We start from the raw sequence: 24,564 nt of genomic DNA on the forward strand, positions 1-24,564 counted from the left end.
GCCGTCTCAGGAGGCCGCCGGGCCGTCACACGAGGCCGTCCGGCTCGCCGCGCCCACGCCGGCGCGTAAGCGCAAGGCGACGACGCGCGGGATGGTGCGCATCCCCGGCGGGACGTTCCTCATGGGCGGCGACGACCCGGACGGCAGGCCGGAGGACGGCGAGGGGCCGGTGCGCGAGGTGCGCCTGGACCCGTTCCTCATCGACGCGGCATGCGTGACGAACGCGCAGTTCGCCACGTTCGTCAAGGAGACCGGTTACGTGACGGAGGCCGAGCGCATCGGCTGGTCGTTCGTGTTCTACCAGTTCGCCAGGGCCGGGGTGATGGACGCGACCGTGCCGGGCGCGCCCTGGTGGGTCGGCGTCGAGGGCGCCACGTGGCGCTCGCCCGAGGGGCCCGGCTCGTCGATCGGCGACCGGCAGAATCACCCGGTCGTGCACGTGTCGTGGAACGACGCCGCCGCGTACGCCGAATGGGCGGGCAAGCGGCTGCCCACCGAGGCCGAGTGGGAGATGGCGGCCAGGGGCGGCCTGGAGCGCAAGCGCTACCCGTGGGGCGACGAGCTGGCGCCGAACGGCCGGCAGCGCTGCAACATCTGGCAGGGCCCCTTCCCCACCGCGCCGAGCAAGGGGACGATGCCGGTCAAGTCGTTCCAGCCGAACGGCTACGGCCTCTACAACGTCGCCGGCAACGTGTGGGAGTGGACGGCCGACTGGTGGGGCACCGAGTGGGAGCCGTACGCGGAGAACCCGCTCGGCCCGGCGGACGGCACGGCGAAGGTGATCAGGGGCGGCTCGTACATGTGTCACGATTCCTACTGCAACCGTTACCGCGTGGCGGCGCGCACGTCGAACACGCCCGACTCGTCGACCGGGCACACCGGCTTCCGCTGCGCGGCCATAGTCTGAGCGTCATGTCACGAACCCTGCGACTGCTGATCACCGGCGGCGGCACCGGTGGTCACACCTACCCGGCCCTGACGACCCTGTCGGCCGTCCAGCGACGTCAGGTGCCGCACGACGTGCTCTGGGTGGGCACCGCCAACGGCCTGGAGGCCCGCATCACGGCCGAGCACGGCATTCCGTTCAAGGCGATCACCACGGGCAAGCTGCGCCGCCTGCCCAACCTCAAGGAGCTGGGCACCAACATCGCCGACATGTTCCGCATCCCGATCGGGGTGCTGCAGGCGGTGGGGCACGCCGCCCGGTACCTCCCCGACGTGGTGCTGTCGACGGGGGGTTACGTGGCGGTGCCGATCGGCGTGGCGGCCAAGCTGATCCGCAGGCCGCTGGTGATGCACGAGCAGACGACCGTGGTGGGGCTGGCCAACCGCATCCTGGCCAGGCTGGCGACGCGGATCGCGCTGTCGCACGAGTCGTCGCTCGACTACCTGCCCGCCAAGGCCCGCAAGAAGGCCGTGGTGACCGGCAACCCGATCAGGCCGGAGCTGCTGCAGGGCAACCGGGCGGCGGCGTACGACCTGTTCGGGCTGACGTTCGAGGTGCCGCTGATCTACGTGACGGGCGGCGCCCAGGGCAGCAAGCAGATCAACACGCTGATCATGGAGATCCTGCCGCGGCTGCTGCCGCACGCGCAGATCGTGCATCAGTGCGGCCCGGCGTGGATCGACCAGATGCGGGCCGTGGAGCTGCCGCCCGACCTGGCCGAGCGCTACCACCCGGTCCCGTACGTCGGCAGCGAGCTGGCCGACCTGTTCGCCGCCGCCGACGTGGTGATCTCGCGCAGCGGCGCGGGCACGGTGTCGGAGCTGACCGCCATCGGCAAGCCGTCGGTGCTGATCCCGCTCATCCCGACCGGCGGCGACGAGCAGCGCAAGAACGCCTCCTACCTGGCCTCGGCGGGGGCGGCGCGGGCGCTGCTGGAGCCGCATCCCACGGGCGAGATGCTGCTGGCCGAGCTGATGCCGCTGCTCGCCGATCCTGAGCTGCGGCACACGATGGGGCAGGCGGCGGCCAAGCTGGGCCGGCTCGACGCGGCCGAGGCGCTGTGCGACCTGCTGCTGGAGACCGCGAGCTACGGCATGCCGCAGGTCTACACCGGCGGCCGGTAGGTCCCGCTCTCCTGGCGGACGGTCGGGGCATCTCCGGCCCGCCGCCGTCAGGGCGCCTCGGAGGATCCAGGGTCCGACTCACGAGATCCAGGGTCCGACTCACGAGATCCAGGGTCCGACTCACGAGATCCGGGGCCGGCTAGGGGATCCGGGGTCCGGCTCGGCGGTTCCCGGGTCCAGGGAGCGGAACGCCTCGCGGGCGGAGCTGATGCTCCGCCTGAGCGCCTGTTCCAGCCGGTCCGCGTCCTGGGCCAGGCGCTCGATCTCCGGTACGGCGAGCCCGCCGGCGCCGTCTCGGCGACCAGCTCCTCGTACTGGTGCATCCGCCCGCGCAGCTCCTCGATCTGCTGGTGCGCCAGGTACGCGCGCTCGGCCTCGCCGACGTTGGCGGCGTAGCGCTCCAGCGCCTCGACCCTGGCCAGCACCGCCGCCTCGCTGTCGTCGAGCGCGCGGGCCAGCGGCTCGGCCACGGCCTCCACCTCGGGGGTGAGCCCCTTGGACACGGTCTCCCTGTGCTTGGTGCGCAGCGCGGACAGCTTGGCGAGCAGCCGGGCGATCTCCCACTCCTGGGCGGGCAGCATCACGCCGTTGCGCACGTCGTCGAGCAGGCCCTCGGCGTTGACGCGGGAGCCGGTCACGGAGGCGATGGCGCGCTGGGCGCGTTCCAGCAGGCGGGCGGCCGACTCGTCGAGGTCGTCGGGGAGCACGTAGCGGCCCTCGTACCAGCGCAGCCGCTCGTAGAGCCCGCGCTCGTACTCGGTCACCTCGTCCTCGAACAGGTCGTCGCGGGTGAACACCACCATCAGCAAGGGAAGGCCGAGCACGAGGAGCAGCAGGAGGCTGACGCCGATGCGCAGCGCGCCGAAGCCGAGCAGCACGCACAGGAAGACAGCGGCACTGGCGGCCACTGCCCTGCGCACGCGCCTGCCGGAGCTGCTCGCCCTGGGCCGGGGCACCCAGCCGGCGCGCATCTTCAGCAGGACACGGCGGCCGTCGCTGAGCAGCCGGGCGTCGTCGGGCGGTATTTCCGGATCGATCACCATGTCCGCCACAGCCCGGATCCTAAGCGAAGTCAGTCGCCGAGGTGGCGGAAAGCCTCGTGCGCGGAGCTGACGCTGTCGCGCAGCGCCTGCTCCAGGCGGTCGGCGTCGTCGGAGAGCCGCTTCAGTTCGGGGATCTCGGCGCCGTCCGCGCCGGTCTCGGCCAGCAGCTCCTCGTAGCGGTGCAGCCTGGCCCCGAGCCGCTCGATCTGGCTGCGGGCGCGGTAGGCGCGTTCGGCGTCGGCGACGTGACCGGCGTAGCGTTCCAGCGCCTCCACGCGGGCGAGCACCGCCTTCTCGCTGCTGTCGAGCGCGCGGGCCAGCGGCTCGGCCACCGCCTCGACCTCGGGGGTGACGCCCTCGGCGATGATCGCCTGGTGCTCGGCGCGCAGCTCCGACAGCTTGGCCACCAGCCGGGCGATCTCCCACTCCTGGGCGGGCAGCATCACGCCGTTGCGCGCGCCGTCCAGCAGCCCTTCGGCGTGCACGCTGGACGACATGACCTGGTCGATGGCCGTCTGGGCGCGGGTGAGCAGCGCCCTGGCCTGCTCGTCGAGGCGGTCGCGCAGCACGTAGCGGCCCTCGTGGGCGCGGGCGATCTCGTAGACCTCGCGTTCCAGGGCCATGCGCCGCCGCGTCTGGGCGTCGGGCCGCGGCTTGAGCAGGACGGCGACCATGAGCAGCGCCGACGCCGTCATGATCACCACGAACGGGGTGTAGCGCTCGGCGTTGAACAGCACGAGCCCGTAGACGGCCGCCATCAGCGCGGTCACCGCGGCGGCGGCCCGTGCGGCGCCCGCCAGCGGCAGGCGGCCCATGGAGGGCGGCACCCACCCGGCCCGCATCCTGAGCAGGAGCTTGCGGTTGTCGCGGAGCACCGCGGCGACCTCGTCCGGCACGGACGGATCGACGATGACCTTCGCGTATCGTCCGGGCACGTCCTCGATCCTCCGCGCGTGTTCCTGTCCGGTCGTCAGCTCTCCAGGTGGCGGAACGCCTCGTGGGCGGACTTCACACTGCGGCGTAAGGTGCGTTCCAGCGCGTCGGCGTCCTGCGCCAGCCGGTCGATCTCGGGTACGGACAGCTTGTCGGCGCCCGACTCGGCGAGCAGCTCCTCGTAGCGCGGCAGCCGGGCGCGCAGCTCCTCGATCTGGCTGCGGGCGTGGTACGCGCGTTCGGCCTCGGCGACGTGGCCGGCGTAACGTTCCAGCGCCTCAACCCGGGCCACCACGGCTGCCTCGCTGCCGGCCAGGGCGCGTTCGAGCGGCTCGATGACCTGCGCGACCTCGGGGGCGATGCCCCTGGCCAGCAGCTCGCGGTGCTCCATCCGCAGCGCCGACAGCTTGGCGAGCAGCCGGGCGATCTCCCACTCTTGGGCGGGCAGCATCACGCCGTTGCGCGCGCCGTCCAGCAGGCCCTCGGCGTTGACGTGGGAGCGCAGCACGGTGCCGATCGCGCGCTGCGCCCTGGCCAGGACGGCCGCGGCCTCCTCGTCGAAGTCCTCGGGGAGCAGGTAGCGGCCCTCGTACAGGCGGGCCTTCTCGTAGACGGCGCGCTCGTGCGGGCGGTCGTCCTCGGGGACCTCGCTCATGGAGGCGATCTTGATGAGGACGATGAAGACGTACGTGCCGAGCAGCACGAAGCCGGCGGCGGCGTACCGGGAGGCCAGCAGCACCGCCATGAGCGCGATGACCACCGGCGTGGCGGCCAGGAGCAGCGCGCTCGACGGGCTGCGGCGGCGGGCCGGGACCACCTCGGCGGGCGGCACCCATCCGGCTTTGATCCTGGACAGCAGCGGGGCGTTGGCGCGCAACGTCGTCGCGTCCTCCAGCCGGACGGCCGGATCCACTACCACACCCACGTTCTGCCCTGGCACCCTGGCGCCCCCAACGCTCGTGATATTGGGATATTACGTAGATTTCTGCCCAGGTGTCAGCCTCCGAAAGGTCAGTCCGGGGAACCACCAGTTGCGGTCACCGAGCACCTCCATCGCAGCGGGCACGAGCACCAGCCGCACCACTGTGGCGTCCACCAGCACCGCGACGGCCAGTCCCACGCCCATGATGCGCAGCGCGCGATCGTCGAACGCGCCGAACGCGGCGAACACGCAGAACATGATCGTGGCCACGGAGGTGATGACCCCGGCGGTCCTGGCGAGCCCGTCCGCGACCGCGCGGGTGTTGTCGCGGTCCTTCAGGTACTCCTCCCTGATCCTCGACAGCAAGAACACCTCGTAGTCCATGGACAGCCCGAACATGATCGTGAACAGCATCATCGGCACCCACGCGTCGATGGGTCCCGCGGTGCCCTGGCCGAGCACGTCCAGCTGGAACACCGCCACCACCACCCCGTAGGCGGCGCCGATGGACAGCAGGTCGACCACGATGGCCTTCAGCGGCAGGACCACGCTCCTGAACACGGGCACGAGCAGCGCGAAGGCGGCGAGCAGCACGGCGCACACCACCCAGGGCAGCCGGTCGGCGGTGTGGCGGGCGTAGTCGGCGGCGGCCGCGGTCGAGCCCGTCACCAGCACCTGCTCGGGCAGCTCGGCGCGGAGCCGGTGGATGAGGTCCTCGGTGCGCTCGTCCTGGGGGCCGGTCTCGGGGATCACGAGCGCGGCGCTCTCCCCCGCCGGGAGGGTGCGGGCGACGCCGGGTGTGCCGGCCGCCTGCCGGACGGCCGTGCGCAGCTCGGCCCCGCCTTCTGGTGTGGCGGGCGCGGCCAGGATGAGCGGCCCCGCCATGCCGGGGCCGAAGCCCTTGGCGAGCAGGTCGTGCGCCCGGCGCGTGGTGTCGGTGACCGGCCGGTTCTGCGCGTCGGACCAGCCGACGCGCAGGTGCGTGGCGGGCAGGGCCAGCGTGATGAGCGCGACCAGCGCCACGGCTCCCGCCGTCCAGGGGCGGCGCTGCACGACCTTGCTCCACCGGTACGACAGCGGCACTCCCCCGCTCCTGCGCGGCAGGGAGAACCTGTCGATGCCGGTGCCGATCAGCGCCAGCAGGGCGGGCAGCAGGGTGAGCGAGGCGAGCAGCACCATGAGCACGCCGCCCCCGCCCACCCGGCGGTTCTGCGCCCGGCGGCGATGGTGGCGAACAGCGCGATGAGCGCGGGCACCGGCCACAGGGCGATCGCGTAGCCGCGGGCGAAGATCACCGCCGCCGCTCCCGCGCACACGGCCAGCGCCAGGTCAGGACGCCTGGGCAGCGGCGCCAGGCCGAGCGCGGAGGCGGCGAGCAGGACGTGGCCGAGCAGGTCGAGCGGCCGGGCGTGCGGCTGGTTGGCGTACGCCATGACGGTGGAGGCGTGCACGCTCACCGCCATGACGAGCACGAGAGCGGTCGTCCGCATACCCGCACCGTAGTGCGGCGTCTCCGCCCCGCGCGATACCGCCGTGGCGGTACTCGCGCTACCGCGCAAGGGGTACGGTCACTCGCCCTGCAGGAGGGCGGCCTGCTGGATCTCCCACAGGGCGCTCTCCGGGATGCCGGCCTTGACCAGTTGCTCCCAGGTCGCCATCCGGTCGGCGGGGTCGTCGAGCAGGGTGCGCAGCAGGGGCCGCAGGACGGTGCGGTCGGCGCCCTCCTCGTACCACAGCGCGCCCAGGGCGCGGTAGAGCGCGGGCGAGCGGACGCCGGCGGTGCGCAGCAGCTCCTCGATGAGCGCCACCCGCTGGCCGAACGGCAGCGCCTCCCCCGCGCCCAGCGCGCGCAGCAGCAGGTCGAGCAGGCGCCGGTGCCGGGAGTCGTGGCCGGTGGCGATCGCGGTGATGACGTCGCCCATGCCGGCGGAGTCGGCGCCGCCTCCGAGCATGACGTCCTCGCGGCCGTCCACGACGACGCGGCGGGCGGCCAGAGTGGTGACGAGGCCAGTCCAGCCCTCCTGGCCGAGCTCCCCCTTCCACAGGTGGGTGAGCGTGGACCAGCGTTCGAGGTGGTCGGGGCCGCCCAGCAGGGCCGAGACCGCGACGGGCTGCTCGGATGCGCAGACGATGAGCAGGGCGAGGTTCGCCGAGTACGCGGCCAGGCGGCGGGTCATCGTGAGCCGGACCGGACGGAACTTGGTGAAGTGGCGGCGGGTCCGCTCGTGCAGGGCGCGGCGCAGCAGCCCGGTGAGCAGGTCCACACAGCGGGCGCGGACCGCGGACGGCACCTCGGCCAGCAGCTCCAGGATGAAGCCGATGGTGGGGGTGCGCTCGGCCAGGCAGGAGTGCGAGGTGACGGCGTACAGCAGGTCGTCGTCCACGGCCTGCACGAGGGCGAGCGGCTCGTCGCCGGCCAGGCGGCGGCGCCGGTCGAGGTCGCGCAGCGCGTACATGGTGATCCAGGCGACGAGGAACTCGCCGAAGGTGGCGTGCAGGAACGCGTGGCCGCGGCGGCGGACGAAGAAGAACCGCTCGGTGGCCTTGCGGGCCCAGCCGCCCGGCTCGACGTCGTCGTCCGGCTCGTCCTCGCCGCCGCGGCACAGGGCGGGCACGTCGCGTTCGAGCTGCTCGTCGGTGATGACCTGGCTGCCGCGCGCCAGCATGGACAGCGCGACCGCGCCGAGCAGCACCAGCTCCTGGTCGATGAGGACGCGGTGCGCGCCTCCTGTCTCGCGCTCGGTGTAGTCGCGCAGCAGCACCTCGTACAGGCGGGCGCGGCCGAGCGGCCCGTGGTCGCGCTGGAGCGCGTTGCCGCCGGCGTCGTAGAGCGCGAGCAGCAGCAGGAGCAGCGGCTGCCTGGCCATCTCGCCGTGGGCGAGCGCCGCCTCGGGCGGCAGCGGGGTGAGGTCGCGCCTGGCCAGCAGGGCGCGGTTGGCCTGGTCCCAGACGTCGAGCCACTGGCGTACCTGGTCGTCGTCGAACGGCCGCAGCTCCAGCGCGATCAGCCCGTCGGGGAAGCGGACGCGGTCGGCCACCACCGTCCTGCTGGTCACGATGACCGCGACCGGCCGCCCGGCCTCGGCCTCCCTGGCCTGGAACTCGCGTACCCGCTCCAGGTAGTCGTAGCGGGCGGCGGCGCCCGCGACCAGTTCGTCCATGCCGTCGAGCAGGATGACCGGCATGGCGCCGTCGGCGGCGGCGACGAGGTCGGCGTAGGCCACCTCCTCCCCCAGCGCCTCGGCCACGGCCTGCTCGATCTGCTCGGTGACGCTCGCCCGCGCCCGCACGCTGCCCAGTTCCACCCGGATCGGCAGGAACTCCGAGCGGGCCAGCCGGGCGGCCAGCACCTCGGTGAGCTTGGTCTTGCCTGAGCCGGGCTCGCCGAGCACGAGCAGCGGCACCTGGGTGGCGCGCAGCGAGGTGAGGTGGCCGACGAGGAACGCCTCGGTGTCGGCCAGCATCCGCTGGCCCTCCCACCAGCCGCGCAGCGCGGGCGTGGACTCCTGGGTCAGCTCGGCGACCCGGCAGCGGGGGCTCAGGTAGCCCTCGCCGAGCAGCGGCAGGTAGACGTCCTCCGGCAGCTTGCCGACTACGAGCAGCGGCTGGTCGAGCGCGTTGGCGGCCATCCTGACGCGGTGGATCACGGGGCGGTCGCCGGCGCGGGGCGGTGCCAGCTCGGCGAGCAGCCAGGCCACCCGCGACAGGGCGGTGGCGGGCGGCGGCGGTTCGGTGACGAGGCTGCGCACCCCGAACTCGTGGCTGTCGAGCGCCAGCGACCGGTAGTCCTCGTCGTAGATGCGCAGCGCGTGCGCGGGCGGCCCGTCGGCGAGCAGGCGCGGGAGCTGGAGCTGGTCGTCCACGGGCAGCTCGTCCCATAAGGACAGGCCGCTCACGTACGCGGCCAGGCACTCCGACATGCGCAGGTAGGCACGTTCCACGGCGGCGCGGGTGTCGGCGTACGGCACGTGCGGCTCGGGCGTGGGCAGGCGTTCCAGCAGCAGCTCGGCGACCAGCCGGGTGAAGCGCTCCGCCGCCGGCACCACCCGGGAGATCTGCTCGCCCCGGTCGAGCCGGTCGAGCGTGAACGGCAGCTTGGCCTCGCCGAGCGCCTCGAAGTAGGCGGACACGACGACGGCGGCGTGCGCGGCGGCCAGGCGGCGGGTGCGGGTGTGCCGGTCCACCCCGGCCCGCAGCTCGGGCAGGCGGCGTACGACGTCCTCGCCGTAGGCGACGATCGCATCGCGCAGGTCGCGCAGGCCGCCGGAGAGCTGCGGCCCGCCGGACAGCGCCCAGCCGGTGCGCTCGGCCGCCGAGGCCAGCCCGATGACCTTGACGAGCCTGGTGTCCTTGCATCCGAGGATCCTCAGGGCGTCGGCGTAGCTCGGGGTTTCGATCATGGCCTTCTCCCGGGGGACTGGGGATGTCCCATCATGCGTCGTCGGTCCCGAGCGCCGCAGGCGGTTCGCCAGGACGGTCGGGGTTCGCCCTGATCGTCACGTACCCTTCAGCGCGGTCTCGATCTCCGGCAGCGCCGCGGGATCCTCGATGGTGGACGGGGTGGTGTACGGGCGGCCGTCGGCGATGTCACGCATCGTGGCGCGCAGGATCTTGCCCGACCGGGTCTTCGGCAGCCGGGACACCACGACGGCGCGGCGGAAGGCGGCGACCGGGCCGATGCGCTCGCGTACGAGGGCGGTCAGCTCGCGCTCCACCTCCTGCGGGTCGCGGGACGTGCCCGCCTTGAGCACCACGAACCCCACGGGGAGCTGGCCCTTCAGCTCGTCGGCGACGCCGATCACGGCGCACTCGGCGACGTCGGGGTGCGCGGCGATGACCTCCTCCATCGCGCCGGTGGACAGGCGGTGCCCGGCGACGTTGATCACGTCGTCGATGCGGCCCATGACGTAGAGGTAGCCGTCGGCGTCGAAGTGGCCGCCGTCGCCGGTCAGGTAGTGGCCGGGATAGCGGTCGAGGTAGGAGCGGGTGAAGCGCTCGGGGTCGCGGTAGAGGGTGGGCAGCGCGCCGGGCGGGAGCGGCAGCTTGACGGTGACCGCGCCCTCGGCGCCGGGCGCGCAGTCGCGGCCCTCGCCGTCGAGGATGTGGACGTCCCAGCCGGGCACGGGCTTGGTCGGCGAGCCGGGTTTGACGGGCAGCCGCTCGATGCCGACGCAGTTCGCGGCGATGGGCCAGCCGGTCTCGGTCTGCCACCAGTGGTCGATGACGGGGATGCCGAGCAGGCCGGAGGCCCAGTGGTAGGTGTCGGGGTCGAGGCGCTCGCCGGCGAGGAAGAGGTACCGCAGCCCCGACAGATCATGCTTTTTCGCGTATTCGCCGGAAGGGTCCTCCTTCTTGATGGCGCGGATCGCGGTCGGCGCGGTGAACAGCGTGCGCACGCCGTGCGTGGCCACCACCCGCCAGAACGCGCCGGGGTCGGGGGTGCCGACGGGCTTGCCCTCGTACAGCACGGTGGTGCAGCCCGCCAGCAGCGGCCCGTAGACGATGTAGGAGTGGCCGACCACCCAGCCCACGTCGGAGGCGGCCCAGAAGACCTCGCCCGGCGCGGCGCCGTACACGTTCGACATGCTCCAGTGCAGCGCGACCGCGTGGCCGCCGTTGTCGCGCACGACGCCCTTGGGCGCGCCCGTGGTGCCGGAGGTGTAGAGGATGTAGAGCGGGTCGGTCGCGGCCACGCTCACGCACCCGGCGGGCTCGGCCGCCGCGACGGCCTGCGCCCAGTCGAGGTCGCGGCCCTCGGTGAGCTCGGCGCGGCACTGCGGCCGCTGCAGGATCACGCAGCGGTCAGGCCGGTGGCTCGCCTGCGCGAGCGCGTCGTCGAGCAGCGGCTTGTACGCCACCACCCGGCTCGGCTCGATCCCGCACGACGCCGACAGCACGACCTTGGGCCGCGCGTGGTCGATGCGCACCGCCAGCTCCCCGGCCGCGAACCCGCCGAACACCACCGAGTGCACCGCCCCGAGCCTGGCGCAGGCCAGCATCGCCACCACCGCCTCGGGCACCATGGGCATGTAGATGACCACGGTGTCGCCGGCGGTGACGCCGAGCCCGCGCAGCATGCCCGCGGTCCTCGCCGTCTCCTCCAGCAGTTCGGCGTAGGTGTAGGTGCGGGTGACGCCGGTGACCGGGCTGTCGTGGATCAGCGCCGCCTGCTCGCCCCGGCCGGCCGCGACGTGCCGGTCGAGCGCGTTGTGACAGGTGTTCAGCCGCCCGTCGGGGAACCAGCGTCCGCCGGCGTACACGGTGCTCGCCGCCGTGTCCCACTCGATGCCGCGGGCCGCCTCGCCCCAGAACGCCTCGGGCTCCTCGATGCTGCGCCGGTAGACCGCCTCGTAAGCACTCACTTGTCGATCAGAACAAGCGTGCGCCGATGGCGCAAGACGTGACGCGCGGGAGTTCGGGCGGCGATCGCCGTACGGTCGATGAGCGTCGCCGTACGGTCGGCCGGCGTCGCCGAGCGGCCGTACGGCGATCGCTCAGCGTGTCAGACGGAACGTCCCGTGGCGGCCGACAGGACCAGCCGGACGGCGAAGACGCGGTAGCCGGCCCGCTCGAACGCCCGCGCCATGGGCACGTTGCCCACGTCGGTGTCGGCCGCGATGCGCCGCACCCCGCGTCCGGCGTGGAAGCGGGTGATCTCGCCGAGCAGGTCGTCGACGTACCCCTGGCCGCGCCGTTCCGGCACGACCCCGAGGTAGCCGACCACGGGACCGGCGTCGTTGGCCGACGGCAGCGCGACCCCGACGAGGTCGCCGCCGTGGTCGTAGGCCAGCCGCCACCATGACCGGTCGCCGCGCATGGACGTGTAGTCGCGCACGTCCGCGCGCGCCTGCTCCTCCGGGTCCATGACGGCCAGCGCCTGGCGGGTGTGGAAGTCGAGCGTGCCCTCCGCCACCCGGCGGAACGCCGCCACGAACGCCTCGTCGTCGTCATCGGCGCGGAACACCAGCCGCCGTGACGGCTCCGGCACCGGGGCCTCGCCGTCGGTCCAGGCGTAGCGCAGGCGCTCCAGCTCCTCCGTCAGCCCGGCCTTGCCGGCCGCCTCCCATCGCCAGCCGACGGCGGCGCGCGTGCCCGGGTCGTCGCGCCAGCCCGGGGTGACGAACACGTGGTACTCGGGCACGGTCCCGTAGGCGTCGTGGGCGCGGCGCAGCAGCTCGGCGGCCAGGGCGCGGCGATCGGTGACGGACGGGTGGACGTACAGGCAGTCGAGCGCGAGCGGGCGGTCGCCGTCGGGGAAGCTCCACCAGACGGCGCGGGCCATGATCTCGCCGGTCTGCTCGTCCTCGGCGAGCCAGATGCGGTCGTAGCGGTAGCTGCCGGTGCCGAGGAACGTCAGCAGCCGATCCGGGTGGGCCCAGCTGATCGGCTCGTCGACGACGCAGCCGAGCAGGCGGTCTAGATCGTCTCGCCGGGCGGGACGGAAACGCATGCATCCTCCGAGAAGCAGAAGCGGGCGCGGAGCGCGCCCCTGGACGTGCGGAACATCTCAGCGCCTCCTTTCTTCCGGCTTTTCGGTGTCAGAGGGCACTTTAGCCCAGATCTCGCGCCAGGATGGGCGGGTGAGCTCCTACGACGACGACACACTGCCCCTGCAGCCTCCGATCCGGTTGCCCGCCGCGGCCACGCTCGCCTCCGCCGTACGCTCGGCGCCTTCGTTCGAGGAGGTGAGCGAGCAGGCCGGGGAGCTGAAGCCGGACGCCGAGGACTCGGACGTGCTCGGCTTCTGGGCCGCGCACTGCCGCGAACGGCTGGCCGGCGACGAGGGCCTGCTGCTGGAGCTGATCAGGTTGTTCCTGTCCAGGGAGCCGGCCGCGAGCGCGCCTTCCGCCACGCTGACCGGGCTGGGCCTGGTGCGGCAGGAGGAGCCGTACACGCTGAGCTGGCTCGGCCTGTGGGTGGCGCGGCAGATCATCGCCGAGACCACCGGGCAGGAGATCCCCGTCATGGGCTCGCTGGCCGAGGCGGACGCGGCGGCGCTGCTGCACGGGCTGCGCTCGTACCCGGAGGCCGAGCGCACCGAGGAGCTGGCCGGCTGGCTCAAGGGCCGCGGACAGGCGGACGCGGCCGCCGAGATCGCCTCCGCGCTCGGCACGGTGAGCCCGCTGGCCCGCGCGGTCGGCGTGGAGGTGCTGTCCACGGCGCTCGGCGACGAGGGGCGGCTGGCGCTGACCCGGCTGCTCGACCAGCCGAAGCTCGGCGCGGTGATCGCGGCGAGGACCGGCCGCGACAACCGGCGTCCCGCGCCCGAGGAGATGTCCTGGGTGCTGGTGGACATGGCGGCGGCGCTGCTGGAGTTCGGCGGCGAGATCCGCGAGGTCATCGAGTCGATCTCGATGGGGATGGACGCCGACGAGCAGGCCGGCACGATCGCGATCCTCGCCTTCTGCGACCATCCGTGGACGGGACGGGTGCTACAGGTGCTGATCGACCACCATCCGGACGAGAAGGTCGTGTCGGCTGCCCGCAAGGCGCTGCGCCGCCTGCGCGGCCTCGCCGACGTCCGGCTCTGACCGCCGCTTCGCCATGTGGCCCGTTCTCCGCCGTGTGACCGGAGTGACATGCGGGACACGTGGGACGGCGCACGCGGCGATCACCGGTAGAGTCGGCTCGGTGACCAAGCATGCGATCTCCCCACAGACCGGCATCCTGGGTGACACGTTCGCCTGCGTGTGCGGCGCGCTGATGGCCGGCCGGATGACGGCCGAGGTGCACGCCGCCGAGAGCGGGCTGTGCTCGGCCTGCCTGGGCACGGCGGAGGAGGAGGTGGCGCCGGACCTGGTGCGCCCGTGCACCTCCTGCGCCGGCACCGGCCGTCGCAAGGAGCAGGTGACCTGGCAGCTCGCGCACGCCGAGGCCGAGCACCTGATCACGATGACCATCGTGCGCGGCGTCGTCGCGGGGTTCGACGGCCCGTTCCACCTGTCCGAGGTGGCCGACACGGTCAGGAACGGCCTCGGCCTGCCCGCGGGCCGGCTGCCGGTCGGCCCGCGCGTCCGCGACCTGCTGCTGCAGCTGCAGGCGGCGGGCGAGATCGCGATGGTGTCGGCGCCCGACGAGATGATCGGCACCGACATGGTCCTCTACCGCGACCCGCAGTGGCAGCGGGTCCGCACCGTCGGCCGCTAGACGTCCGGATTGCGGCCCCGGGCGGCTCGCCCGGGGCCGGATCATGTCAGCCGGTCAGACGACGCACGTGCTGCTGGAGAGCACGTCGATGCCGAGGATCTTGCGGGGCTGGGAGTAGGTGACCGAAGCGCCGGGAGCGAGGCAGGCGACGCTGATCCCCTCGGCGGGGCGCAGCCGTACGGCGTTGAAACTGAGGTTCTGCGCTCGCGTGACGGACGCTTGGAGCGGGTGGAAGCCCGGATCGGCGGAGACGCAGACGGCGCGGTCGGGTTCGACCGCGGTCACGCACACCGTACCGGCGCTCGCTGCCGATCCCGCGGCCTGCGCGGGCCCGGCTGACAGGGCGGTCAGCGCCAGCGCGGCGGCGATCGCGGCGGCACCTCTGGCGAATGCGGACATCCTTTTCCCTTTCCCTGGACTGACTGGACCTTCTGCGGCGCTCCCCGCCGCACCCGCCAGGCGGCGGGCGGCCGAAGGGCGGGGAGAGGGAGGTCTCCCCGCCCGCTCAAATCTCCATCGGGAACGGTCTCTCGGCCAGGGTTGCGGCCGGGCATTGTGCGGTCATTACCCGGCGCATGCCGCCTCTTCGGCTCGCGCGATCAAGGCCGTGGCATCGTGACCGGGTGCCCGCCGCGCCACCCTTCCTGCGCGTCAGGCTCCCGCGGCGCGCGTACGGCGGGTCAGGCGGGGACGCGGCAGATGATCTCGCCGTGCAGGACGGAGAACCAGCCGTCCTCGGCCGCCGCCCACTCGCGCCAGCCCACCGAGATGCGCCTCAGGTCGGCCTCGGTCGCGGCGCCGGTGGCCAGGGCCTGCTGGGCCATCGCGGAGGCGAGGATGCGGTCGGCCCACATGCCGCCCCACCACTCCCGGTCGCCCGGGGTGGCGAAGCACCAGGTGGACGAGGTGGCGGTGACGTCGCCGAAGCCGGCGGCGCGGGCCCACGACAGCATCCGCCGCCCGGCGTCCGGCTCGCCGCCGTTGCCGCGGGCGACCTTCTCGTACAGGGCCAGCCATTCGTCCAGCGCGGGCACCCGCGGCCACCAGGCGAAGGCGGCGTAGTCGCTGTCGCGGGCGGCGACGATGCCGCCGGGCTTGGTGACCCTGCCCATCTCGCGCAGCGCGCGTACGGGGTCGCCCACGTGCTGGAGCACCTGGTGGGCGTGCACGACGCAGAAGGAGCCGTCGGGGAACGGCAGGTCGTGCACGTCGGCCACGGCGAAGTCGACGTTCGTCAGCCCCCTGGCGGCGATCTCGGCCCTGGCCAGGGCCAGGGCGTCGTCGTTCACCTCCGAGGCCGTCACGTGCCCCACGCGGCCCGCCAGGTCGGCGGTGATGGTGCCGGGTCCGCTGCCCACGTCGAGCAGCCTCATGTGCGGTCGCAGGTGAGGCAGCAGGTAGGCGGCGGAGTTCTCGGCGGTGCGCCAGCGGTGCGAGCGCAGCACGGACTCGTGGTGGCCGTGGGTGTAGACGGCGTTCATCGGTGAACTCCTTCCAATCGCGGACTCCACCACCCTAGCCGCTGTCTCATCATTCAAGAGATATTGTCTCACATGACAAGACATCGATCAGCGTACGTAGACTTTTCCCGACGACGTACGAGAACTGCATGAAAGGCGGAGTCCGTGGCAGAGGTCCGGCCGATCACCCTCGTGGGCGACCCCGTCCTGCACAATCCCTGCGAGCCGGTCACCCGCTTCGACGACGAGCTGGCGGCGCTGGTGGAGGACATGTTCGCCAGCATGTACGCGGCCGAGGGCGTCGGCCTCGCCGCCAATCAGATCGGCGTGTCGCTGCGCGTCTTCGTCTACGACTGCCCCGACGCCGAGGGCAAGCAGCACAAGGGCGTGGTCGTCAACCCCGAACTCGAGCTGCCGAGCCTCGGCGAGCGGCACCTCGACGCGGGCGACGAGGGCTGCCTGTCGGTGCCCGGCCAGTACGCACCGCTCCCCCGCCCCGACCATGCCATCGTGCGCGGCTTCGACGTGACCGGCGCGCCCGTCACCGTCGAGGGCACCGGCCTGCTGGCGCGCTGCCTGCAGCACGAGACCGACCACCTCGACGGCCACCTCTACATCGACCGCCTGCCGGCCAAGCGGCGCAAGCAGGTGCTGAAGGCGTACCAGGAATCCATTAAAGCGGACAAAGCATCGCTATAGTGGAGGAATGACTGGCGAAGGGGTGCTGTCCAGCGGCCTGTCCATGGCCGAGCTGGGCAGGCGCATCCGCGACGAGCGGCGGGCGCGCGGGCTGTCCATCGAGCGGCTCGCCGAGCTGAGCGGCATCAGCAGGAGCATGGTCTCCGACGTCGAACGGGGCGCGAAGACTCCGACCGTGCTGGTGCTCGACCGGCTGGCCACGGCGCTGGGCACGTCCATCTCGCGGCTGCTCGACGAGCCCGCGCACGGCGGCGTGCGGGTGCTGCGGCACGCCGAGCAGCGGGTGCTGCGCGACCCGTCGGGCTGGGAGCGGCGGGTGCTGTCGCCGGTGCTCGGCGACGTGGAGTTCGAGTTCATGCGCACGACCATCGGGCCCGGCGTGGACGCGGGCGAGTTCGCGCCGCACGCGCCGGGGTCGCGCGAGTACCTCGCCGTCGAGCGCGGCGGGCTGCTGCTGACGATCGACGGGCGGCCGTACGAGCTGGGCGCGGGCGACTCCGCCTACTACCCGGGCGACTGCCGCCACGCCTTCGCCGGCGATCCCGGCAGCGGCTGCGTCTTCTACCTCGCCATGGAGCTGACGCCTGGTCTCTCGGGCGCGGCGGGACACCACGGAGCCGGGCGGCACGAGACGGGGAGGGAGCCGCACGATGGATGAGCCGCGTACATCCGGTGTCCGGGCCGATGAGCCGGGGACGGCCGGTGTCCGGGCCGATGAGCCGCCGACGTCCGGCATGCGGGCCGAGGTGCTGCGTACGGCCGGGATGCGGGCCGCCGGGCTGGTGGCGGGCCACCTGGACGGCCTCGCCGCGCGCCCGGTGTGGCGGCCGGTGCCCGATGACGAGCTGGCCTGGATCGCCGGGCAGGAGCTGCCGGAGACCGGCAGGCCGCTGGGCGCGCTGCTGGAGGACGCGCGCGAGCACATCCTGCCGTACCCGATGGGCAACGGCCACCCGCGCTTCTTCGGCTGGGTGAACTCGCCGCCGAACCCCGCCGGCGTGCTGGTCGAGCCGCTGGCCGCGGCGCTCAACCCGAGCTGCGCGGGCGGCGACCACGCGGGCCCGCACCTGGAGCGCACGGTCGTGCGCTGGCTCGCCGAGCTGGTCGGATTCCCGCACCCGCCCGGCGGCGGGCTGCTGACCAGCGGCGCGTCCATGGCGACGGTGATCTGCCTGTCGGCGGCCCGGCAGCGGGCGGCGCTGGCCGACGGCTGGGACGTCCGCCGCGACGGCCTGTCCGGGCGGGCGCCGATGGTCCTGTACGTCACCGAGGAGGGGCACAGCTGCCTGCGCAAGGCGGCCGAGCTGCTCGGCCTGGGCGCGCGCAACGTGCGCAAGGTGCCGGTGGACGGCGCGTACCGGATGGACCCGGCCGCGCTGCGGCGCATGATCGCCGAGGACCTCGACGCCGGGCTGCGGCCGTTCTGCGTGGCGGCCAGCGCGGGCACCGTGAACTCCGGCGCGGTGGACCCGCTCGGCGAGATCGCCGACGTGGCCGCCGCGTACGGAATCTGGTTCCACGTGGACGGGGCCTACGGGGCGCTCGGCGTGCTGGCCGACGACGCCGCACCGCACTACCGGGGGCTCGACCGGGCCGACTCGCTGGCGCTCGACCCGCACAAGTGGCTGGGCGTGCCGGTGGGCTGCGGGTGCGCGCTGCTGCGCGATCCCGGGGCGGCGCGGGCGGCGTTCAGCCTGGTGCCGTCGTACCTGGTGGACGAGAACGCGGGCGAGCTGGGCTGGTTCGCCGAGTACGGACCGGAGCAGACCCGCCCGTTCCGCGCGCTGAAGACCTGGGCGACCATGTCGCACCTGGGCCGGGCCGGCATCAAGCGGCTCGTGGAGCACACCTCCGGGCTGGCGCGCACGCTCGCCGCGATGGTCGAGCAGGCGCCCGACTTCGAGCTGCTCGCCCCCGTGACCACCTCGATCGCGGCCTTCCGTCACACGCCGCGCGATCGCGATCTCGACGCGCTCAACCGGGCGCTGCCGTACGCGGTGCAGGTGCGCGGCAACGCGTTCATCACCGGCACCCGGCTGGGCGGGCGGGACGCGCTGCGCGCCTGCTTCCTGCACCCGGACACCACGGAGGCGGACCTCGAAGTGCTGCTCGAGGAGATCAGGCTGGCCGCCAAGGTCCTGTAGACGAGCTGCGGGAGCTCTAGCGATCGCTCTTGGAGGCGCTGCGGGCGCGGGCTCTGGGCGGAGTAGCCTGGCGGCGTGGTCACCGTCGAGGACGTCCGCCGGTTCGCGCTCACGCTGCCGCGCACGAGCGAACATCTCATCCGCGACCGGATCAAGTTCCGGGTGGGCAGGATCGTTTACGTGGCGTTCTCGCGCGACGAGACGATCATGGGCTTCGGCTTTCCGAAGGAGGAGCGCGCGGCGCTGGTGGCCGCCGAGCCCGACAAGTTCCTCCTGCCCCGGGAGCCGGACATGCGCTTCAACTGGGTGGAGGCGCGCGTGGCCGCGCTCGATCCCGACGAGATGCGCGAGCTGGTGCTGGAGGCGTGGCGGATGTGCGTACCGAAGAAGGTCCGCCTCGAACAGGAACGCGCCGCCGCCCTCTCCGGCGGAACGAAGCCCTGACGGGGGCGGCGAGGCGGCGGTGCCAGCGCGTGAGCGAGACCCTGGCGACCGGCCACCCACCCGCCCCATAGGACAGGACGCCCGGCGGCGGGATCAGCGGGTGATCGAGCGGTAGAGGTCGCGGGTCAGTGTGGTGATGCGCTTGACCGAGGCGTTCCACGTGCCGCCGACCGGGTGGGCGGTGAGCACCGCCATCACGTACCGCTCGCCAGGGCCCACCAGCCCGGTCGTGTGCAGCACCGGCCGCCCGTAGTCGGGCACGCCCGAGCCGGTGGCCCGCTGCGCGACCCACGAGATGGGCGCCCCCACGGCCCCGCCCGCGGCGGCGGTACCGGCGGCGTGGTTGGCGTTGCCCGTGCACGGCGCGGGCGGTCTGGTGCCGAAGCCCGACCAGCCCTGCTTGACGGCGTGCGGCTTGGGCACGCCGTCGGGGATGCCGAAGGTCTGGTCGAAGCCGTCGGTGCCGCACGGCGTGGCCTTGCGCAGGTGACCGAGGATGGTGTCCCTGACCCGGGGCTCGGCCTTGTCGAGCAGGTAGCGGTACGTGCGCACGATGTCGTACGCGCTGAGCGAGGTGTAGCCCCAGAACCCGGGCTTGGACGCGGGCGGCGGGGTGGTGTCGGACAGGCCGAGCCTGCGGGCCTGCCGCACGATGATCTGCCCCTTGCCGAGCCGGTCCCAGAGCGCGGAGGCGGCGTCGTCGTCGCTGGACCGCAGCATGATCTTGAGCAGCTTGGCGTCGGCGGGGGGCACGGTCCTGCGCCCCTCCAGGTAGTCGATCGCGATGAGGATCTTGACGACGGAGGCGGAGCGGTACTTGCGGTGCGCGTTGCGCAGCGCGACGAACTTCCCTGCCTGACGGTCGAACACCACCCACGCCGCGGTGGTGCCCGCGGGGACTCGGGGCGCGGCGGCGGCCTTCGCGGGTGTCGCGATCGCGGCGGTGAGGGTGCCGGCGAGGAGCAGGGATCCCAGGACCTTGGTTCGCATCCGCCTATAACTACCAGATCTCCCCAGTACACCCTTGACCTGCCCAACTAAGCGGGTATAAACACAGATGAAACCAACACGAAACGGCGGTGAATCAACATCATGTACGCCGAGGAGCGGCAGCAGGAGATCCTGCGACGTGCGCGTGCCGCGGGCCGCGTCGACGTGGTGACGCTGGCCGCCGAGCTCGACGTGACCACAGAGACGATCCGCCGCGACCTGACGGCGCTGGAGCGTGCGGGCGTGCTGCGCCGCGTGCACGGGGGCGCGATCTCCGTCGAGCGGCTGGGGTTCGAGCCCGCGCTGGCCACCCGCGACGAGGTCATGACGGCCGAGAAGGAACGCATCGCCAAGGCCGCGCTGGCCGAGCTGCCCGAGGACGGATCGATCATCATCGACGCCGGCACCACCACGGGCCGCCTGGTGAAGGTGCTGCCGGCCGACCGGGAGCTGACGGTCGTGGTGAACTCGCCGCCGCTGGCCACCGCCCTGGCCGCGCGCGCCAACCTGCACGTGATCATGCTGGGCGGCCGGCTGCGCGGCAAGACGCTGGCCACCGTGGACGACTGGGCGCTGCGCCCGCTGGCCCACCTCAACGTCGACGTCGCGTTCATGGCGACCAACGGCTGCTCGCTGACCCGCGGCCTGACCACGCCCGACCCGGCCGAGGCGGCGATCAAGCGGGCCATGGTCAAGGCCGCGCAGCGCAGCGTGCTGCTGGCCGACCACACGAAGTTCGGCAACACCTACCTGGCGACGTTCGCCGAGCTGAGCGAGATCGACGTGGTGATCACCGACACCGGCCTCGACGTGGCCCAGGCCGCCGACGTGGCCGCCGCAGGACCGGAGGTGATCAGGGCGTGATCGTCACCCTGACGCTCAATCCCAGCCTCGACCGCACGATCGAGATCTCCTCGCTCGACCGGGGCACGGTCATCCGCGCCGCCACCGCCCACCTCGACCCCGGCGGCAAGGGGGTCAACGTCTCGCGCGCGCTGCTCGCCAACGCGGTGGCGAGCCGGGCGGTGGTGCCGTACGGCGGCGACGAGGGCAGGCAGCTCGTCCGCCTGCTGGCCGCCGAGGGGCTGGACATGGTGACCGTGCCGGTGTCCGGCGCGACCAGGTCGAACGTCACGCTGGCCGAGCCGGACGGCACCGTCACCAAGATCAACGAGCCCGGCACGGCGCTGTCGCCCGCCGAGCTCGACACGATCGCCGAGGCCGTGCTGGACGCGGCGCACTCCGGCGGCCAGGGCGCCGACTGGGTGGTCGCCTCCGGCAGCCTGCCGCCCGAGGTGCCGGCCGACGTCTACGCCACGCTGTGCCGCCGTTTCGCCGGGGCCGGCATCCACGTCGCGATCGACACCAGCGGGCCCGCGCTGTCGTACGCGCTCGATGCCGCTCCCGACCTGGTCAAGCCCAACCTGGAGGAGCTGTCGGCGGCCACCGGCATGCCGATCGGGAGCCTGGGCGACGTGGTCGCGGCGGCGGGCGAGCTGCGCGCGGCGGGAGCGCGTACAGTGCTTGCCAGCCTGGGCGCCGACGGCGCCGTCCTGGTCGAGGAGGCCGGCACCTGGTACGGCGAGGCCCCCGCCGCCGTGCCGCGCAGCTCGGTCGGCGCGGGCGACGCCATGCTCGCCGGTTTCCTCGCCGCGGGCGGCAGCGGCCCCGGCGCGCTCGCGCAGGCGCTCGCCTGGGGCGCCGCCGCCGTCCAGCAGCCCGGCAGCCGCATGCCGGGCCCCGCCCACATCGACATCGACGCCGTCACCGTGTGCCGGCCCGACCCCGAACGTCCGCTCTCCACCGCCGTACCCGCGGCACTCCCGCAACCCGGCTGATCTCCTGCTCATCCTCCAAAGGAGCACCTCCCATGGCCGACACCTACACACCCCCGGTCACCGGAACCGGGGTCAAGGCCACCATCCAGCGCATCGGCGGCCATCTGGCCGGCATGATCATGCCGAACATCGGCGCGTTCATCGCCTGGGGTCTCATCACCGCGCTGTTCATCCCGACCGGCTGGCTGCCGAACGAGTCGCTCGCCCAGATGGTCGACCCGATCATCCGCATCCTGCTTCCGGTCCTCATCGCCTATACCGGCGGGCGGATGGTGCACGATCAGCGCGGAGCCGTCGTGGGCGCGGTCGCGGTGATGGGCGTCGTGGTGGGCACGGACAAGCCGATGTTCCTCGGCGCCATGATCATCGGCCCGCTGGCCGCGCTGGTCCTGAAATATGTGGACAAGTTCACGGAGCAGCGGACCAAGGCCGGCTTCGAGATGCTGGTCGACAACTTCTCGGCAGGCATCGTCGGCGGCGCGATGGCCATCGTCGGCTACTACGCCATCGGCCCGGTCATGCAGACCGTCACCAGCGCGGCGGGCGACGCCGTCGAATGGCTGATCACCAACAACCTGCTGCCGATCGCGTCCGTGCTCATCGAGCCGGCCAAGGTGCTGTTCCTCAACAACGCCATCAACCACGGCGTGCTCAGCCCGCTCGGCGTCGCCGAGGCGGCGGAGAGCGGCAAGTCGATCCTGTTCATGCTGGAGTCGAACCCCGGACCCGGCCTCGGCCTGCTGCTGGCGTTCCTGCTCTTCGGCCCGCGCGCCATGCGGCCCACCACCCCCGCCGCGATGATCATCCACTTCTTCGGCGGCATCCACGAGATCTACTTCCCGTACGTGCTCATGAAGCCCCGCCTGATCCTGGCCGTCATCGCGGGCGGCGCGGCCGGCGTCTTCACCTTCATGATCACCGGCGCCGGGCTGGTCGCCACCCCGTCGCCCGGCAGCATCTTCGCCTACATCGCGGTCACTCCCAAGGGCGGCTGGCTCGGCTCCAGCCTGGGGATCCTCGTGGCGACCGGCGTCTCGTTCGTCATCGCCGCACTCCTGCTCGGCTTCGGCAGGGGCGAGAAGGCCCAGCCCGGCGCGGCGCAAGAGGCCGAAATCGTAGAAACCACTCAGAAGGAGAGCTGAGCCATGGCCGGCATCGACAGCAAGGACATCCGCAAGGTCATCGTGGCCTGCGACGCGGGCATGGGCAGCAGCGTGATGCTCGCCTCCCAGCTCAAGAAGCAGCTCAAGGACACGGGCGTGACCGTGGAGCACACCCCGGTCAACAACATCCCCGAGGACGCCGACGTGATCGTCTGCCACTCCGGCCTGGCGGCCCGTGCCAGGGCGGCCGCCCCGGGTAAGGTCCTCATCCCGTTCCAGATCTTCCTCGGCGACCCGGCGGTGACCAAGCTCGTGAACACCATCAAGAACGGCGGCACGGTCGATGCGTGACGGCCTGCTCGACCCGCGGGCCGTGCTGCTGCACGAGAGCGCCCCCGACCGCACCGCGGCCATCCGCCGGTGCGGGCGGGCGCTGGTCGAGGTGGGAGCGGTCGCCGAGTCGTACGTGGAGGCGATGCTCGAACGCGAGCGCTCGATCTCCACCTACGTCGGCGAGGGCGTCGCCATCCCCCACGGCACCAACGCCTCCAAGGAGGCCGTGAAGCGCGACGCGATCTGCGTGGTGCGCTTCCCCGACGGCGTCGACTGGGACGGCGAGCAGGTGACGCTCTGCGTCGGCATCGCGGCCAAGGACGACGGGCACGTGCCGCTGCTGGCGGCGCTCGCCGAGATCCTGCTCGACCCCGGCAGGGCGCGGACATTGCGGGAGGCCACCGAGGTCTCCCAGGTGATGAAGGAGCTGACATGAAGGTCGCGCGTTTCCACGCGCCAGGCGACATCCGGATCGAAGAGGCGCCCGAGCCGGTCGCCGGTCCGGGCGAACTGAAGATCCGGGTACGCAACTGCTCGACGTGCGGCACCGACGCCAAGATCTTCAAGTTCGGCCACCACCACATCGTGCCGCCGCGCGTGATGGGCCACGAGATCGCCGGCGAGGTCGTCGACACCGGCGCGCGCGTGCAGGTGATCGCCGCCATCCCGTGCGGTACCTGCGGCGAGTGCCGGCGCGGGCGGCTCACCGTCTGCCCGAACCAGGAGTCGATGGGCTACCACTACGACGGCGGCTTCGCCGAGTACATGATCGTCCCGGCCAAGGTGCTCGCCGTCGACGGCGTCAACGCCATCCCCGACGGGGTGGGCTTCGCCGAGGCGTCGGTCGCCGAGCCGCTGGCGTGCGTGATCAACGGCCAGACGCTGGCCCGCGTGGGGCCCGGCGACGACGTCGTGGTCATGGGCGCGGGGCCCATCGGCTGCCTGCACGTCCGCCTGGCGCGGGCGCGCGGCGCCAACCGGGTGTTCCTGGTGGACGTCAACGCCGAGCGCCTGGCCATGGCCGCCGAGCTCGTACGCCCCGACGCCGCCATCGACAGCGACCCCGTCGAGCAGGTGCTGAAGCTGACCGGCGGGCGCGGCGCGGACGTCGTCATCACCGCGGCCGCCTCGGGGGCCGCCCAGGAGCAGGCGGTGCGGATGGCGGCCAGGCAGGGCCGCATCAGCTTCTTCGGCGGGCTGCCCAAGGACAACCCGATCATCTCGCTCGACTCCAACCTCGTTCACTACCGCGAGCTGACCATCGTCGGCGCGAACGGCTCCAGCCCCGCCAACAACGCCCAGGCGTTGAAGCTGGTCGCCGAAGGGTCGGTGGTGGTGTCCGACCTGATCACGCACCGGCTGCCGCTGCCGCGGGTGCTGGACGGCATCGACCTGGTCAGCCGGGGCGAGGCCATCAAGGTCACCATCGAGCCCTAGG

The 24,564-nt window shown here is 72.8% G+C and carries 25 protein-coding genes; 14 read left to right on the top strand and 11 right to left on the bottom strand.

The window, feature by feature from the left end:
* Window positions 1-91 precede the first annotated feature (91 nt).
* Both WBK31_RS18930 and WBK31_RS18935 read left to right on the top strand, forming a co-directional pair.
* On the top strand, window positions 92-907 hold the full coding sequence (locus tag WBK31_RS18930; protein ID WP_364053112.1) for a formylglycine-generating enzyme family protein: 816 nt from the start codon (window positions 92-94) through the stop codon (window positions 905-907).
* Window positions 908-912: 5 nt separating this feature from the next.
* Window positions 913-2,070 (top strand): UDP-N-acetylglucosamine--N-acetylmuramyl-(pentapeptide) pyrophosphoryl-undecaprenol N-acetylglucosamine transferase, encoded by a 1,158-nt coding sequence (locus tag WBK31_RS18935; RefSeq protein WP_406675324.1) that lies wholly within the window; start codon window positions 913-915, stop codon window positions 2,068-2,070.
* 47 nt (window positions 2,071-2,117) lie between these two features.
* Here the strand turns inward: WBK31_RS18935 and WBK31_RS18940 are convergent, their stop codons facing one another.
* The 8 genes from WBK31_RS18940 to WBK31_RS18975 form a co-directional block, all read right to left on the bottom strand.
* Window positions 2,118-3,122, bottom strand: coding sequence for a hypothetical protein (locus WBK31_RS18940; protein WP_406675325.1), 1,005 nt, complete (start codon window positions 3,120-3,122; stop codon window positions 2,118-2,120).
* 20 nt (window positions 3,123-3,142) lie between these two features.
* The gene (locus WBK31_RS18945) at window positions 3,143-4,048 is read right to left on the bottom strand and encodes a hypothetical protein (RefSeq protein WP_364053118.1); all 906 of its coding nucleotides are present in this window, start codon (window positions 4,046-4,048) and stop codon (window positions 3,143-3,145) included.
* A gap of 35 nt (window positions 4,049-4,083) precedes the next feature.
* Window positions 4,084-4,971 carry a hypothetical protein gene (locus WBK31_RS18950; RefSeq protein ID WP_364053121.1) on the bottom strand — a complete coding sequence of 296 codons (888 nt, stop codon included), beginning with the start codon at window positions 4,969-4,971 and terminating at the stop codon, window positions 4,084-4,086.
* A gap of 48 nt (window positions 4,972-5,019) precedes the next feature.
* On the bottom strand, window positions 5,020-6,168 hold the full coding sequence (locus WBK31_RS18955; protein WP_406675326.1) for an MMPL family transporter: 1,149 nt from the start codon (window positions 6,166-6,168) through the stop codon (window positions 5,020-5,022).
* Window positions 6,099-6,458 (bottom strand): hypothetical protein, encoded by a 360-nt coding sequence (locus WBK31_RS18960; RefSeq protein ID WP_364053127.1) that lies wholly within the window; start codon window positions 6,456-6,458, stop codon window positions 6,099-6,101. Before WBK31_RS18960 ends, WBK31_RS18955 begins: the two co-directional genes overlap by 70 nt.
* A 78-nt stretch (window positions 6,459-6,536) precedes the next feature.
* Window positions 6,537-9,368 (bottom strand): NACHT domain-containing protein, encoded by a 2,832-nt coding sequence (locus WBK31_RS18965; RefSeq protein ID WP_406675327.1) that lies wholly within the window; start codon window positions 9,366-9,368, stop codon window positions 6,537-6,539.
* A 96-nt stretch (window positions 9,369-9,464) separates the two neighbouring features.
* Window positions 9,465-11,330 carry a propionyl-CoA synthetase gene (locus WBK31_RS18970; RefSeq protein ID WP_364053133.1) on the bottom strand — a complete coding sequence of 622 codons (1,866 nt, stop codon included), beginning with the start codon at window positions 11,328-11,330 and terminating at the stop codon, window positions 9,465-9,467.
* 140 nt (window positions 11,331-11,470) lie between these two features.
* Window positions 11,471-12,418, bottom strand: a complete 948-nt coding sequence (locus WBK31_RS18975; RefSeq protein WP_364053136.1) for a GNAT family N-acetyltransferase — start codon at window positions 12,416-12,418, stop codon at window positions 11,471-11,473.
* A gap of 130 nt (window positions 12,419-12,548) precedes the next feature.
* Between WBK31_RS18975 and WBK31_RS18980 the strand changes: the two genes are divergently transcribed.
* Both WBK31_RS18980 and WBK31_RS18985 read left to right on the top strand, forming a co-directional pair.
* Window positions 12,549-13,499 (top strand): hypothetical protein, encoded by a 951-nt coding sequence (locus WBK31_RS18980; protein ID WP_378788293.1) that lies wholly within the window; start codon window positions 12,549-12,551, stop codon window positions 13,497-13,499.
* 100 nt (window positions 13,500-13,599) lie between these two features.
* Window positions 13,600-14,115 carry a hypothetical protein gene (locus WBK31_RS18985; RefSeq protein ID WP_364053142.1) on the top strand — a complete coding sequence of 172 codons (516 nt, stop codon included), beginning with the start codon at window positions 13,600-13,602 and terminating at the stop codon, window positions 14,113-14,115.
* A gap of 54 nt (window positions 14,116-14,169) precedes the next feature.
* On the opposite strand, the gene WBK31_RS18990 is transcribed toward WBK31_RS18985, so the two are convergent.
* Both WBK31_RS18990 and WBK31_RS18995 read right to left on the bottom strand, forming a co-directional pair.
* Window positions 14,170-14,514: a hypothetical protein gene (locus tag WBK31_RS18990; protein ID WP_378788291.1), complete on the bottom strand. Its 345-nt coding sequence runs from the start codon at window positions 14,512-14,514 to the stop codon at window positions 14,170-14,172.
* A gap of 281 nt (window positions 14,515-14,795) precedes the next feature.
* Complete coding sequence (locus tag WBK31_RS18995; protein ID WP_406675328.1) at window positions 14,796-15,680, bottom strand: class I SAM-dependent methyltransferase; 885 nt, start codon at window positions 15,678-15,680, stop codon at window positions 14,796-14,798.
* 60 nt (window positions 15,681-15,740) lie between these two features.
* Here WBK31_RS18995 and def point away from each other — a divergent pair, with 60 nt between their 5' ends.
* The 4 genes from def (at window position 15,741) to WBK31_RS19015 (ending at window position 18,862) form a co-directional block, all read left to right on the top strand.
* Complete coding sequence (gene def, locus WBK31_RS19000; protein WP_364053151.1) at window positions 15,741-16,274, top strand: peptide deformylase; 534 nt, start codon at window positions 15,741-15,743, stop codon at window positions 16,272-16,274.
* A 7-nt stretch (window positions 16,275-16,281) separates the two neighbouring features.
* Window positions 16,282-16,932 (top strand): helix-turn-helix domain-containing protein, encoded by a 651-nt coding sequence (locus WBK31_RS19005; protein WP_364053154.1) that lies wholly within the window; start codon window positions 16,282-16,284, stop codon window positions 16,930-16,932.
* Window positions 16,925-18,418, top strand: coding sequence for a pyridoxal-dependent decarboxylase (locus WBK31_RS19010; protein WP_364053157.1), 1,494 nt, complete (start codon window positions 16,925-16,927; stop codon window positions 18,416-18,418). Before WBK31_RS19005 ends, WBK31_RS19010 begins: the two co-directional genes overlap by 8 nt.
* A gap of 75 nt (window positions 18,419-18,493) precedes the next feature.
* On the top strand, window positions 18,494-18,862 hold the full coding sequence (locus WBK31_RS19015; protein WP_364053160.1) for an MmcQ/YjbR family DNA-binding protein: 369 nt from the start codon (window positions 18,494-18,496) through the stop codon (window positions 18,860-18,862).
* A 93-nt stretch (window positions 18,863-18,955) separates the two neighbouring features.
* On the opposite strand, the gene WBK31_RS19020 is transcribed toward WBK31_RS19015, so the two are convergent.
* Window positions 18,956-19,852, bottom strand: coding sequence for a hypothetical protein (locus tag WBK31_RS19020; RefSeq protein ID WP_406675329.1), 897 nt, complete (start codon window positions 19,850-19,852; stop codon window positions 18,956-18,958).
* Window positions 19,853-19,954: 102 nt separating this feature from the next.
* Between WBK31_RS19020 and WBK31_RS19025 the strand changes: the two genes are divergently transcribed.
* The 6 genes from WBK31_RS19025 to WBK31_RS19050 are packed head-to-tail and all read left to right on the top strand — an operon-like array spanning window position 19,955 to window position 24,563.
* Window positions 19,955-20,716 (top strand): DeoR/GlpR family DNA-binding transcription regulator, encoded by a 762-nt coding sequence (locus WBK31_RS19025; RefSeq protein WP_406675330.1) that lies wholly within the window; start codon window positions 19,955-19,957, stop codon window positions 20,714-20,716.
* The gene (pfkB, locus tag WBK31_RS19030) at window positions 20,713-21,690 is read left to right on the top strand and encodes a 1-phosphofructokinase (protein WP_378788282.1); all 978 of its coding nucleotides are present in this window, start codon (window positions 20,713-20,715) and stop codon (window positions 21,688-21,690) included. Before WBK31_RS19025 ends, pfkB begins: the two co-directional genes overlap by 4 nt.
* Window positions 21,691-21,722: 32 nt before the next feature.
* Window positions 21,723-22,832 carry a PTS mannitol transporter subunit IICB gene (locus tag WBK31_RS19035; RefSeq protein WP_364053172.1) on the top strand — a complete coding sequence of 370 codons (1,110 nt, stop codon included), beginning with the start codon at window positions 21,723-21,725 and terminating at the stop codon, window positions 22,830-22,832.
* Window positions 22,833-22,835: 3 nt separating this feature from the next.
* Complete coding sequence (locus WBK31_RS19040) at window positions 22,836-23,144, top strand: PTS lactose transporter subunit IIB (protein WP_364053175.1); 309 nt, start codon at window positions 22,836-22,838, stop codon at window positions 23,142-23,144.
* Window positions 23,137-23,562: a PTS sugar transporter subunit IIA gene (locus WBK31_RS19045; protein ID WP_364053178.1), complete on the top strand. Its 426-nt coding sequence runs from the start codon at window positions 23,137-23,139 to the stop codon at window positions 23,560-23,562. The genes WBK31_RS19040 and WBK31_RS19045 overlap by 8 nt, the downstream gene beginning before the upstream one ends.
* Window positions 23,559-24,563 (top strand): zinc-dependent dehydrogenase, encoded by a 1,005-nt coding sequence (locus WBK31_RS19050; RefSeq protein ID WP_364053181.1) that lies wholly within the window; start codon window positions 23,559-23,561, stop codon window positions 24,561-24,563. Before WBK31_RS19045 ends, WBK31_RS19050 begins: the two co-directional genes overlap by 4 nt.
* The last annotated feature ends 1 nt before the right edge of the window (window position 24,564 follow it).

It is taken from the genome of Nonomuraea sp. N2-4H, assembly GCF_045291505.1.
In the GTDB taxonomy this organism is placed as follows: Bacteria; Actinomycetota; Actinomycetes; order Streptosporangiales; family Streptosporangiaceae; genus Nonomuraea; species Nonomuraea fastidiosa.

Bases quoted from the DNA above. Each gene is read 5' to 3' on its own strand.
- WBK31_RS18930 (WP_364053112.1), top strand. From the start codon at position 92: ATGGTGCGCATCCCCGGCGGGACGTTCCTCATGGGCGGCGACGACCCG.
- WBK31_RS18935 (WP_406675324.1), top strand. From the start codon at position 913: ATGTCACGAACCCTGCGACTGCTGATCACCGGCGGCGGCACCGGTGGT.
- WBK31_RS18960 (WP_364053127.1), bottom strand. From the start codon at position 6,458: ATGCGGACGACCGCTCTCGTGCTCGTCATGGCGGTGAGCGTGCACGCC.
- WBK31_RS18965 (WP_406675327.1), bottom strand. From the start codon at position 9,368: ATGATCGAAACCCCGAGCTACGCCGACGCCCTGAGGATCCTCGGATGC.
- WBK31_RS18975 (WP_364053136.1), bottom strand. From the start codon at position 12,418: ATGCGTTTCCGTCCCGCCCGGCGAGACGATCTAGACCGCCTGCTCGGC.
- WBK31_RS18990 (WP_378788291.1), bottom strand. From the start codon at position 14,514: ATGTCCGCATTCGCCAGAGGTGCCGCCGCGATCGCCGCCGCGCTGGCG.
- WBK31_RS18995 (WP_406675328.1), bottom strand. From the start codon at position 15,680: ATGTCTTGTCATGTGAGACAATATCTCTTGAATGATGAGACAGCGGCT.
- WBK31_RS19005 (WP_364053154.1), top strand. From the start codon at position 16,282: ATGACTGGCGAAGGGGTGCTGTCCAGCGGCCTGTCCATGGCCGAGCTG.
- WBK31_RS19010 (WP_364053157.1), top strand. From the start codon at position 16,925: ATGGATGAGCCGCGTACATCCGGTGTCCGGGCCGATGAGCCGGGGACG.
- WBK31_RS19020 (WP_406675329.1), bottom strand. From the start codon at position 19,852: ATGCGAACCAAGGTCCTGGGATCCCTGCTCCTCGCCGGCACCCTCACC.
- WBK31_RS19025 (WP_406675330.1), top strand. From the start codon at position 19,955: ATGTACGCCGAGGAGCGGCAGCAGGAGATCCTGCGACGTGCGCGTGCC.
- WBK31_RS19035 (WP_364053172.1), top strand. From the start codon at position 21,723: ATGGCCGACACCTACACACCCCCGGTCACCGGAACCGGGGTCAAGGCC.
- WBK31_RS19040 (WP_364053175.1), top strand. From the start codon at position 22,836: ATGGCCGGCATCGACAGCAAGGACATCCGCAAGGTCATCGTGGCCTGC.
- WBK31_RS19045 (WP_364053178.1), top strand. From the start codon at position 23,137: ATGCGTGACGGCCTGCTCGACCCGCGGGCCGTGCTGCTGCACGAGAGC.
- WBK31_RS19050 (WP_364053181.1), top strand. From the start codon at position 23,559: ATGAAGGTCGCGCGTTTCCACGCGCCAGGCGACATCCGGATCGAAGAG.